Genomic DNA, 11,405 nt, shown 5'->3' on the forward strand with positions numbered 1-11,405 from the left:
CGATTGAAGCGGCTTTGACCAGCCCCAGGCTGATCAGGCTCTCGGCGCTGGCGACGATCGTCTCCTCTGTGGACCGCGTCTCCCAGCCCAGTACTCGTCCTGCCTTGCTGCCATCAGCCTTCTTCACCTTTCCCAGTTCCGGCAGGAACGGCCGCAACGACTTGTCGAAAAGCGCTGCCATCCGCACCAAGGCATCCGGCAGTACCCGCGTCGGTACCCGCCTGCCCGCCGCACCGAGCTGATCGTGCACCACTCGCGCGATGTCGGCGATCCACATCGGCGGGCCCGCGACCGCCAGGAACCGTTCGCCGGCGGCCGCCGGGTCGGTCATCGCGCGCAGGTGCAGCTCGGCCAGATCGCGGACGTCCACCACGGAGTACGACAGCCGTGGCAGAGCGGGCAGATCACGGTCGAGCAGGCGCTGGATGAGTATCAAGGACGTCGGCAGCTCGCTCCCGAGCGCCGGCCCGAGAACGCCGCCCGGGTTGATCACCGTGAGCTCCGGCGATCCGCCCCGGCGTTTCACGAACTCCCACGCCGCGCGCTCGGCGAGGGTCTTGGATTTCGCGTAGGCGCCGACGTGGGGCCCGTCGAGTTCGGTCCAGTCCTGCTCGCTGAGCGTCTTGCCGCGGTCGGCGTGGCCGTAGCTGATCGCCGCGAACGACGACGTCAGCACCACCCGCCGTACTCCCGCCTCGCCGGCGGCGCGCAGGACGCGCAGCGTGCCGTCGCGGGCCGGGACGATCAGCTCGTCCTCATGCTCGGGCACTCCCCAGGGGAAGGGGGACGCCACGTGCAGCACGTGCTCGCAGTCCTTCGCCGCGTCGGCCCAGCCGGCGTCGGCGGTGAGGTCGGCGTACGCGAAGCTCAGCGCATCGCCTGCCTCGACGCCGGACGTACGCAGCATCGCGCGCACCGCCTCCTCGCGCGCGGGGGAGCGCACCGTCGTTCGCACGCTGTGGCCCGTCTGGAGTAACCGCAGGATGCAGTGCACTCCCACGAAACCCGAACCACCGGTCACCAGCACCGTCATCGCAGCCTCCGCACTCTGGTCACTCTCGCTTCGCTTCGAGGCTAGCACTTTTCTGACCATGCGGTCAGTTTTTTCTGACGCATCGGTCATCTTTCCGCCGGCTCCTAGAATGGCTCCATGCCCTCGCAGCCCCCCGATGCCAAGCCGCCGACACCGGTCACCCCGAAAGGCCGCGGCACCAAAGAGGGCCTGCTGAAGGCGGGGGAGGCCGTGGCCGAACGCGACGGCCTGGCGGGCCTGAGCGTCGCGGCGGTCACCGCGCGGGCGGGCGTCGCCAAGGGCACGTTCTACCTCTACTTCCCCGACCGCGACGCGTTCGTCGACGCCCTCCACCAGCGCTTCTACGAGCAGGTGTCGGATGCCGTCGGTGCCGCCGCGGCAGGCCTGGCCCCGGGCCGGGACCTACTGGTCGCGGCGATCGAGGCGTATCTGGACGTGTGCCTGGCCAACCGTGCGGTCAAGGCGCTCATCTTCGAGACCCGGGCCCACGGCAGCCTGACCGGCGCCATGCAGGAACGGGTGACGCTGCTGGCGAACCTGGCCGAGCCCAGCGTGAAGGCGCTCGGCCTGACCCCGACGAAGATCAGCTCCCGCCTCATCCTGGCCCTCACCTCGGAGGCAGCGCTCATCGAGCTGGAGGCGGGACGCAAGGTCCCCGCCGCCCGCAGAACGATCCGCGCACTCCTGGACCCGGTTCCGTAGCGTCCGCCGACCGGCCGGGGATAATCGACCCCATGCCGCCGACAGTGCTCACCCAGGACACGCTGAACCGCACCCTGCTGGCCCGCCAGGGCCTGCTGACGCCGCACACCGGCGCCCTGGCCGACACTGTCGAGGCGATCGGCGCGATCCAGGCGCAGTACTGGCCGGCGGTCGCGATCTCGCTCATCACCCGCAACAGCACCGCGACTCTGGAGTCCGTCTACGACGCGTTCGAGCGCCGCGATCTCGTCGTCGGCTCCTCGATCCGCGGGACGGTGCACGCTGTCAGCCGCGCGGAGCATCCGCTCTACGCCGCCGTCTCCGAGGCGACCGACGCCGACATCGTGGCCGCGCGTAACGAGGGCAAGGACCCAGGGATGCGGGCGCTGCGTGCCGCGGTACTGGAGTTCGCGGCTGAGAAGCCGCGCAGTGCTGCCGAGTTCGCGGACTTCGCCGCACAGTGGGTCGAGGCGAACCCCGGCCGCATGTCCGAGCCCAACCTCGAGTACCACCAGTCCCGCAACTGGCGCCCGATCTACCGCAGCAATGCCCTGATCCGCTTTCCGTCGGACGGGCGCTGGGCGCCGGCCACCGGCCCCAAGACCTACCTGTACTCACCCGAGCGCGCGGCCGATCCCGACGCCGCGATCGCCGGCCTCGTGCGACGTCATCTCGCCGCGTTCGGCCCGGCCGCCGCGGACGACACGGCCGCGTGGCTCGGGCTCAAGGTGACCCGCGCCCGCCCGATCCTCGAAGGCTTCGCGGACCTGGTCACCTACACCGACGAAGCCGGTCGCACCCTCTACGACCTCCCCGACGCCGAACTCGCCGACCCGGCCGCCAAGGCCCCGCCGCGCCTGCTCCCGCGCTTCGACAGCATCCTGTTGGCGCACAACGCGAAGCACCGCCAGCGCATCATTTCCCGCGAGTACTGGGAGCGCGTCTACAACGGCAAGAACCTGCAGATCCTGCCGTCGTTCCTGATCGGCGGCTACGTCGCGGGCATCTGGTCGGTGGAGGCGAAGAAGAAGGTCGCCACGCTCACCCTGGAGCCGTTCCACAAGCTGGCCAAGGCCGACGCCAAGGCGCTGACCGCGGAGGCGGAGCGGGTGCTGCGGTCGCAGGCACCGGACTCCGCCTCGCACGCGGTCCAGATCGCCGAGTGATCGCTGAGTGACGGCCGAGTGATCCACCGGGCAATCGCCGAATAGTCGCCGAGTCCTCCTCGCCGAGTCGCCGACTGGGGCCGGCCCTCAGCTCTCGAACATCGGGAAGATGTTCTTCAGCGCGGTCGCCCGCCCCTTCGGCTCCTCCCACTCCTCCTGCCGGCCCAGCGCCGTGAGGTCCAGGATCGAGTACGATCCGCCGAAGTCCACCCCGCGCGCGTAGGTCGAGTAGGTGTGGAACACGTCCTCGCCGACGCGCAGGAAGCAGCTCATGCCCGGTTGCTCGCCCGGGTCGTCGGCGTACCCGTTCAGCCCGGCCGTACGCAGCTCGGCCTCGTCGCGGTAGTTCCAGGTCACCGGCTCGCCGGGACGGAACGAGACGTTGAAGTCGTAGTTGAAGTCGCTGTGCTGCGCGGAGTAGAAGGGCAGGTCCCAACCACGCTTCGCGCTGTAGGCGGCGAGCTTCTCATACGGCGCGCGGGCCACGAACACATACCGCGTCTCGCGCTCCTCCAGGTGGCGGAACACCGCGTCGGACATCTCGTCGATCCCGGCCGTGCAGTTCGGGCAGGCCGCGTCCCACTCCGGGTCGAACATGACGTGCTGCACGATCAGCTGGTGGCGCTGGGCGAACAGGTCCAGCAGCCCGACCTCGCCGTCGGCGCCGACGAACGTGTACTTCTTGTCGACCCGGACCATCGGCAGCGACCGGCGCTCGGTGTTGAGGGCGTCCTGCGCCCTTCTCAGTTCTTTCTCCTTGGCCAGGAGGGACTTGCGCGAGGCAAGCCACTCTTCCCTGGTCACGACATCGGGAAGGCTCATGGGCGCACGGTACCGCCGGGGTCCGACAAGAATCGGCACCGGGAATCGGTGCCTGGAATCGGCACCGAGCATCGGCACCCCGGCGGCGCGAGCCGTCAGTACCGAGACTTCGGCCGCTCCTGCAGAACGTCGTCCAGGTAGATGTCGACCTTCTCGTTGTAGACGGCCGCCAGCCCGGTGATCTTCTGGACCTCCGGGAACGGTGTCCGGTAGCCCCAGATGATGTCGTTGTGCACCTGCTCGCCGACCTGCACCGACCAATACGTCGCCGCCCCCTTGTACGGGCAGTGCGTGACGGTCTCCGACGGCCGCAGCACGTCCTGGTTCAGCGCCGTGATCGGCACGTAGTAGCGCGGCGGCAGCCCGGTCTCGAACAGGATCATGCTGTTCGGCGAGTCGGCCAGCACCACCCCGTCCAGCTCGGCTCGGAAGCGCCGGCTGGAGGACAGCACGTCGATCCGGCTGTACGGGTCGCGCGGGTGCGTGTAGATCGGCTCGTCCTCCTCGAACCAGTCGAAGGCGTCGAAGTCGAAGCGGACCGCGTCCCGCAGCTCCTCCAGCGGGGACTCCGGCACCGTCCGGGCCTTCCCGGCCGCGGTCGCCCCGCCGGCCAGCACGTCATGCACCTGGGCGTCGCCCCGGCTCGGCGAGTGCTCGGTCTCCCCGGTCGGCTTCAGCTCGGCGAGCACGTCCTCGGCCGGCACGTAGTAGGTCGGGTAGAACGGCTTCTCCCAAACGAGCAGCGGCCGCAGCGTGTCCGCCACCAGCCGGTTCTCCAGATAGAGCCGCACGCGCTTGGCGCCGGTCTCCACTTTCACGCGCCCGCGGGCGTTGTCGGCCATGGTCCTGCCGCCTTTCGGATCGGATCTGACAGCTTCAACACCCCGATCTTGCCAATCCATCTCATCGGCTCGACACGGGTTCCGCCATGATCCGAACCCCACCCCCCCGTGCCATTCAGACCAGCTGGTACCCGGCGTCCTCAATAGCGTCCCGCACCGCGGCGATCTCCAGTGCCGCCGCGCTGGTCACCAGCGCCCGCTTGCCCGGCAGGTCGATCTCGACCGCGCTCACCCCGGGCAGGGCGGTCAGGGCCTCGGTGACGGCGTCGCTGCAGTGCCCGCAGCTCATGCCCAGCACGCTGTAGGCGGTGGTGCCGGCCGGGTCGGCGCCGGCACTCCGGTCGGCACTGGCACTCGGGTCGGCACTGGCGCTGGTGTCGGCGACGGCGGTCATCCACTGCTCCTGGCAAGCTCGGGTTCGGTTAGCGCGGCCGACGCTACGCGGCCGGGCCGGATCCAGCGGGCGCCACGCCGCACCCCGGCCTGGATTCCCGCCGAAAGAAGCAGGAGCGCCACCCCGACGATGCCGTCGGCCCAGTAGTGGTTCGCGGTGACCAGGACGACGGTGATGGTCAGAACTGTGTGCACCGGGCCGATCCAGCGCCACTTGCTCGGTGAGACCCGCCAGACCGTGAAGCCGACCAGGACCGCCCAGATCACGTGGACCGAGGGCATCGCCGAGAGCTGGTCCGGGGAGTTGGCGTCCATCGCTCCGTAGACCGACTGGTGGAAGTACAGAGCGGTGTCCGTCAGGTGCGCCTCGGCGATCATCCGCGGCGGTGCCACCGGGATCAGCTGGATCGCCAGCGCGAAGGCGGTGGCCATGGCCATCGTGGTGCGGGCCCGGGCGTAGTGCTCGCGGTGCCGGACGAACAGCCAGATCAAGAAAATGATCATGCAGGTGAAGTGCATGGAGGCGTAGTACAGATTGAAGAACTTCACCACGGTCGGGTGCGCCGGGAAGAACAGCCCCTGCAACCAGTGCTCGCTGGGCAGGAACAGGTCCCGCTCGGTGTCCCAGATCCACTTGCCCCGGCTCAGCGCGCCGTCGACCTTCATCACCGACAGCTGCCCGGCGACCTGCCACAGCCCGAACAGCCCCAGCACGGTCCCCAGCTCGCGCGGGAACGGCATGTACTTCACGAGCACGGGCTTGCGGGAGACGTACATGCCCGCCGCCAGCACCATCAGGACGCCGCACAGCCAGAACGCCATCTGATAGGGCATCATCCAGTGCACGGGGGACTCCAGAAGGCTCAGCGGTGATCAATGGCCCAGCTTAACGTTGCCGTCCGAAGAACGGACGCCCGGCTGCCGCCGGCGCCGGACTCCGGCGTACCCGCGCGATCACAACGGATCTTGACTGGACCCCCCACCGCACACCAGGGTATGAGCCTGTACCGTCAGCACCGTCGCAAAACCCTGAACGTCACACAGCCCGCGGTCACCGTCCCCGTGCCCGCCAAGCGTTGACCCGAGGTAGGCACCTATGCCCGCGCGCACCGGCATGCTCACACTCCAGCAACTCCGCGACCTGATCTCGGTCGGCCGCGTCGACACCGTCCAACTGGCCATGACCGACATGCAGGGACGCTTGCAGGGTAAACGGTTGTCGGCGGAGTTCTTCCTCGACGAGGTGGCCGCGCACGAGGCCGAGGCGTGCAACTACCTGCTGGCCGTGGACGTCGACATGACCCCGGTCGACGGCTACGCCAACGCCAGCTGGGAGGCCGGCTACGGCGACTTCGTGCTCAAGCCGGACCTGAGCACGCTTCGCAACGTCCCCTGGGAGCCGGGCACCGCGCTGGTGCTGGCCGACGTGGTCGACCACCACAGCGAGCCGGTCGTGCAGAGCCCGCGCCAGATCCTGAAGAAGCAGCTCGACCGCCTCGCCGAGCGCGGCTGGACCGCCTACGTCGGCACCGAGCTGGAGTTCATCGTCTTCGACGACTCCTACCAGGACGCCTGGCGCAAGGGCTACCGCGACATGCAGCCCTCGGTCCACTACAACGGCGACTACTCGATGCTCGGCGGCGCCCTGGTCGAGCCGCTGCTCAAGCGGATCCGCACCGGCATGGCCGGCGCCGGCATGTATGTGGAGTCCGCCAAGGGTGAGTGCAACCTCGGCCAGCAGGAGATCGGCTTCCGCTACCGGGACGCGCTGACCACCTGCGACAACCACGTGATCTACAAGAACGGCGCGAAGACCATCGCGATGCAGGAGGGCAAGTCCCTCACCTTCATGGCGAAGTACGACCACCGCGAGGGCAACTCCTGCCACATCCACCTCAGCCTGCGCGGCCCCGGCGACTCCGCGGTGATGGCCGACCCCGAGCGGCCGTACGGCTTCTCGGAGATGATGGAGCACTTCCTGGCCGGGCAGCTGGCCTTCCTGCGGGACTTCACCTTGATGTACGCGCCGAACATCAACTCCTACAAGCGTTACGCGCACGGCTCCTTCGCCCCCACCGGCATCGCCTGGGGCCGCGACAACCGCACCTGCTCGATGCGGGTCGTGGGCCGGGGCCCGTCGCTGCGGATCGAGAACCGGGTGCCCGGCGGCGACGTCAACCCCTACCTGGCGACCGCCGCGATGGTGGCCGCCGGGCTGGCCGGGATCGACCGGGAGCTGAAGCTGCCGGCGGAGTTCACCGGCAACGCCTACGAAGCCGACATCCCCCGGGTGCCGGACATGCTCAGCGAGGCCGTCGACTACTTCTCCTGGAGCGAGCCGGCCCGGGAGGCCCTGGGCAACGACGTCGTGGAGCACTACATCACCATGGGCCGCGTGGAACTCGCGGCCTTCCAGTCGACCGTGACCGACTGGGAGCGGTTCCGCTCCTTCGAAAGGATGTGAGGCCGCATGCCGGCGCCTCTCATCGGGCTGAGCATGTACCAGGAGACCGCCACGTGGGGGGCGTGGAAGAACGTCCCCGCCTCGCTGCTCCCGCACGCCTACATCGACTCGGTGACCCGGGCCGGCGGGACCCCGCTGCTGTTGCCGCAGCACCTGGAACACGACGCTGAAGAGCTCCAAGCCGAGGCCCGGCACGTGGTCTCCGTCCTGCACGGTCTGGTCCTCACCGGCGGTCCGGACCTCGACCCGGCCGGGTACGGCGCCGTCCGGCACCTGGACACCGACACCCCGCGCAAAGCCCGTGACGCGTGGGAGTACGCGCTGCTGGCCGCCGCGCTGGAGCAGGACCTCCCGGTGCTGGCCGTCTGCCGCGGCTTCCAGCTGCTGAACGCCGCGCGCGGCGGCACGCTGCGCCAGCACCTGCCCGACGAGGCCGTTTACGGCGACGCGCACCGCCAGCAGGTCGGCCAGTACGCCGCGGTCCGGATCGACCTGGACCCGGCCGCGCCGCCCGGAAGGCACCTCGGCGCGCACATCATCGCCTGGTGCCACCACCATCAGGGCATCGACAAACTGGGGGAGGGCCTGGAATCCTCGGGCAACGCCCCGGACGGCCTGATCGAGGCCGCGTGGATGCCGGCCAAGGACTTCGTCGTCGGGGTGCAGTGGCATCCCGAGGAGGACAGCAAGCCCGAGCTCTTCCGGTCGCTGACCGATGCCGCGACCCGTTACGCCAAAGGACGATAGCGCGTGTACGACCTGATCAACCCGGCCACCGGGGCCGTCTTCCGCAGCGTCGAGATGACCTCCGCCGAAGGCGTCGACGACGCCGTGGCCCGGGCCCGGGCGGCGTTCCCCGCCTGGCGGGACCTGGCCCCGGCCGACCGGGCCCGGCTGCTGCGCCGCTTCGCCGACCTGGTCGAGGCGCACAGCGAGGAACTGGCCCGGATCGAGGTGGAGAACGCCGGCCACACCATCTCCAACGCGCGCTGGGAAGCCGGCAACGTCCGCGACGTCCTCACGTACTACGCGGCGGCGCCGGAGCGCTTGTTCGGCAGGCAGATCCCGGTCGCCGGCGGTCTGGACCTGACCGTCGCCGAACCGCTCGGCGTGGTCGGCGTGATCGTGCCGTGGAACTTCCCGATGCCGATCGCCGCGTGGGGGTTCGCGCCGGCGCTCGCGGCCGGCAACACCGTGGTGCTCAAGCCGGCCGAGACCACGCCGCTGACCGCGCTGCGGCTGGCCGAGATCGGGCTCGAAGCCGGGCTGCCGGAGGGCGTGCTGCAGGTGGTGCCGGGCTTCGGTCCGGAGGCCGGGGCGCGGCTGGTGGAGCATCCGGACGTGCGCAAGATCGTGTTCACCGGCTCCTCGAAGGTCGGCCAGGCGGTCATGGCACAGTGCGCGGCGCAGGTGAAGCGGGTGACGCTGGAGCTCGGAGGCAAGAGCCCGAACATCGTCTTCGCCGACGCCGACCTGGAGAAGGCGGCTGCCTCGGCCCCTTACGGGGTCTTCGACAACGCCGGCCAGGACTGCTGCGCGCGGTCCCGGATCTACGTCGAGGCTTCGGCGTACAACGAGTTCATGGACCACTTCCTCAACGCCTGCCGCGGTGTGGTCGTCGGCGATCTGCTGGACGAGAAGACCGAGATGGGCCCGCTGATCTCGGCGGCGCAGCACGAGCGGGTGTCCGGCTTCGTCAGCCGGGTCCCGGCCGAGCGGATCGCCTATCAGGGCGAGGTCCCCGACAACGCGGGGTTCTGGTTCCCGCCGACCGTGGTCACCGATGTGTCGGCCGGCGACGAGATCCAGCGCGAGGAGGTCTTCGGGCCGGTGGTGACCGTGACGCCGTTCTTCTCCGAGGAGCAGCTGATCGAGCTGGCCAACATGACCCGGTACGGGCTGTCCGGCTCGATCTGGTCCCGCGACCTGTCCCGGGCCCTGCGGGTCTCCCGGGCCGTGCAGGCCGGGAACCTGTCGGTGAACTCGAACTCCTCGGTGCGGTACTCCACGCCCTTCGGCGGCTACAAGCAGTCCGGCCTCGGCCGGGAACTCGGCCCGGACGCGCTGGCCGCGTTCACCGAGACCAAGAACATCTTCATCGCGTTGTGAACAGGAGAGACATGACCGAGCGTCTGGCCGGCCGGGTGGCCGTCATCACCGGGGGCACCGGCGGGATCGGGATGGCCACCGCGCGGCGGTTCGCCGCCGAGGGCGCGCACGTGGTGCTCGCCGACCTCGACGAGGCGGCCGGCAAGGCCGCGGCCGAGGAGGTGGGCGGGCTGTTCGTGCGGACCGACGTCACCGACGCCGAGCGGGTGGCGGCGCTGTTCCAGACCGCCTTCGACACCTACGGCAGCGTGGACGTCGCGTTCAACAACGCCGGCATCTCCCCGCCGGACGACGACTCGATCCTGACCACCGACATCGAGGCCTGGGACCGGGTGCAGAAGGTCAACCTGACATCGGTCTACCTGTGCTGCAAGGCGGTCATCCCTTACATGCAGCGGCAGTTCGAGGCCACCGGCCGGGGCGGCTCGATCATCAACACCGCCTCGTTCGTGGCCACCCTGGGCTCGGCCACCTCGCAGATCTCCTACACCGCGTCCAAGGGCGGGGTGCTGGCGATGTCCCGGGAACTCGGGGTGCAGTTCGCCAGGCAGGGCATTAGGGTGAACGCGTTGTCCCCGGGGCCGGTGAACACCCCGCTGCTGAAGGAACTGTTCGCCAAGGACCCCGAGCGGGCCGCCCGGCGCCTGGTGCACGTCCCGCGCGGGAGCTTCGCCGAGCCCGAGGAGATCGCCGCCGCGGTCGCCTTCCTGGCCAGCGACGACGCCTCGTTCGTGACCGCGTCGAACTTCCTGGTCGACGGCGGGATCAGCGGCGCATACGTCACCGCCCTGTGACACCTCCACTCTTGTAAGGTCTACTCCATGACGAGCAACGTCCCCGAGCCGATCGACCCGCGGCAGCTGCGCGTTTCCGACGCCGATCGGGACCAGGTCGCCGAACGCCTGCGCGACGCGGCCGGCGAGGGCCGGCTCGCCCTGGACGAGCTGGAGGACCGCATCACCGCGGTCTACACCGCCAAGACCTACGCCGAACTGGAGCCGATCACCCGGGACCTGCCCGCGGCCGGCGCGCCGGGACCCATCCCGGCCCCGGCCGCCAAGGCACGCGGCCGGTGGCGGGTCGGCATGAAGCCCAGGCGCCGCAAGTCCTTCGTGTTCATGGGCGGCTCGGACAACAAGGGCGCCTGGGTGGTGCCCAAGAGCTACATCGCGTTCGCCATGATGGGCGGCATCGAACTCGACCTGCGCGAGGCCGAGTACGAGGACCGCGAGGTCACGATCAACGCCTCCTGCATCATGGGCGGCATCGAGATCATCGTCCCCGACGGACTGAACGTCCAGGTACACGGCTTCGGCTTCATGGGCGGCTACTCCGGCACCCCGATCGGCCCGGTCGACCCCGACGCACCGACCCTGCACGTCCGCGGCTTCGCCCTGATGGGCGGCGTGGACGTCAAGCGCAAGGCGCACCGGGAGTCCAAGCAGGATCCGGACAACCGCCTCGACCGGGGCCGGTATGGGGAGATTGAGGGCTAGTGCCTTTTCGGGCGGCTTTTGCCTGGTAGTTCGGGACTGTGGTTCATGACGTGGTTCGGGGCGTGGTTCGGGACTGTGGTTCGCGGCGTGGTTCGTGACGTGGTTCGCGGCGCGCCGGTCGTCGGGCCGGGTTCGTTGCGGGCTGGTGCTGTGGGCTGGAGTTTGCGGGCCGGGTTGCGGTTGGGGTGTGGGTTTCAAAGCTTTTTACGGCCTTCGGTCATAGTTGAGCCGGTTCGGGGTTCGGGTCGGTGGGTGTGTTTGTCGGCTGCCGGTTCTCGCGTTCACAACCCCGCCCCACCTCAGGCCTCTTCAACTCCAGCAAGTCAGAACAAGGGCACAGTCAAAATCAACAGCAAGATCAAGAACTGTGATGAAGAG

12 protein-coding genes are annotated in these 11,405 nt (G+C 69.4%); 7 read left to right on the top strand and 5 right to left on the bottom strand.

Annotation, left to right across the window (positions count from 1 at the left end):
* Positions 1-1,033: SDR family oxidoreductase (locus tag KGQ19_RS43970; RefSeq protein WP_212020787.1), on the bottom strand; the 1,033-nt coding region annotated here is incomplete at its 3' end.
* 117 nt (positions 1,034-1,150) lie between these two features.
* On the opposite strand from KGQ19_RS43970, the gene KGQ19_RS43975 reads away from it, so the two are divergent.
* Both KGQ19_RS43975 and KGQ19_RS43980 read left to right on the top strand, forming a co-directional pair.
* Complete coding sequence (locus KGQ19_RS43975; protein WP_212020789.1) at positions 1,151-1,735, top strand: TetR/AcrR family transcriptional regulator; 585 nt, start codon at positions 1,151-1,153, stop codon at positions 1,733-1,735.
* A 32-nt stretch (positions 1,736-1,767) separates the two neighbouring features.
* Positions 1,768-2,901 (top strand): winged helix DNA-binding domain-containing protein, encoded by a 1,134-nt coding sequence (locus KGQ19_RS43980; protein ID WP_212020791.1) that lies wholly within the window; start codon positions 1,768-1,770, stop codon positions 2,899-2,901.
* A gap of 87 nt (positions 2,902-2,988) precedes the next feature.
* On the opposite strand, the gene KGQ19_RS43985 is transcribed toward KGQ19_RS43980, so the two are convergent.
* The 4 genes from KGQ19_RS43985 to KGQ19_RS44000 all read right to left on the bottom strand — a co-directional run bounded on the left by KGQ19_RS43985 (position 2,989) and on the right by KGQ19_RS44000 (position 5,795).
* A complete protein-coding gene (locus KGQ19_RS43985) occupies positions 2,989-3,723 on the bottom strand; it encodes a DUF899 domain-containing protein (protein WP_212020793.1) in 735 nt (244 codons plus the stop codon).
* 95 nt (positions 3,724-3,818) lie between these two features.
* Positions 3,819-4,565: a DUF427 domain-containing protein gene (locus KGQ19_RS43990; RefSeq protein ID WP_212020795.1), complete on the bottom strand. Its 747-nt coding sequence runs from the start codon at positions 4,563-4,565 to the stop codon at positions 3,819-3,821.
* Between the two features lie 115 nt (positions 4,566-4,680).
* Positions 4,681-4,959 (bottom strand): heavy-metal-associated domain-containing protein, encoded by a 279-nt coding sequence (locus tag KGQ19_RS50560; protein WP_230420381.1) that lies wholly within the window; start codon positions 4,957-4,959, stop codon positions 4,681-4,683.
* Positions 4,956-5,795: a phosphatase PAP2 family protein gene (locus KGQ19_RS44000; protein ID WP_230420382.1), complete on the bottom strand. Its 840-nt coding sequence runs from the start codon at positions 5,793-5,795 to the stop codon at positions 4,956-4,958. The genes KGQ19_RS50560 and KGQ19_RS44000 overlap by 4 nt, the downstream gene beginning before the upstream one ends.
* A 259-nt stretch (positions 5,796-6,054) precedes the next feature.
* Between KGQ19_RS44000 and KGQ19_RS44005 the strand changes: the two genes are divergently transcribed.
* Genes KGQ19_RS44005 through KGQ19_RS44025 form a run of 5 tightly spaced genes read left to right on the top strand, consistent with a single transcriptional unit; the run spans position 6,055 to position 11,027 of the window.
* Complete coding sequence (locus KGQ19_RS44005) at positions 6,055-7,422, top strand: glutamine synthetase family protein (protein WP_212020799.1); 1,368 nt, start codon at positions 6,055-6,057, stop codon at positions 7,420-7,422.
* 6 nt (positions 7,423-7,428) lie between these two features.
* Positions 7,429-8,169, top strand: a complete 741-nt coding sequence (locus KGQ19_RS44010) for a gamma-glutamyl-gamma-aminobutyrate hydrolase family protein (protein WP_212020801.1) — start codon at positions 7,429-7,431, stop codon at positions 8,167-8,169.
* A gap of 54 nt (positions 8,170-8,223) precedes the next feature.
* A complete protein-coding gene (locus KGQ19_RS44015) occupies positions 8,224-9,531 on the top strand; it encodes an aldehyde dehydrogenase family protein (RefSeq protein WP_230420383.1) in 1,308 nt (435 codons plus the stop codon).
* An 11-nt stretch (positions 9,532-9,542) separates the two neighbouring features.
* A complete protein-coding gene (locus KGQ19_RS44020; protein WP_212020805.1) occupies positions 9,543-10,325 on the top strand; it encodes a 3-oxoacyl-ACP reductase in 783 nt (260 codons plus the stop codon).
* 27 nt (positions 10,326-10,352) lie between these two features.
* Complete coding sequence (locus KGQ19_RS44025; protein ID WP_212020807.1) at positions 10,353-11,027, top strand: DUF1707 SHOCT-like domain-containing protein; 675 nt, start codon at positions 10,353-10,355, stop codon at positions 11,025-11,027.
* Positions 11,028-11,405 lie beyond the last annotated feature (378 nt).

The sequence above is a fragment of the Catenulispora pinistramenti genome (assembly GCF_018274385.1).
Taxonomy (GTDB): Bacteria; Actinomycetota; Actinomycetes; order Streptomycetales; family Catenulisporaceae; genus Catenulispora; species Catenulispora pinistramenti.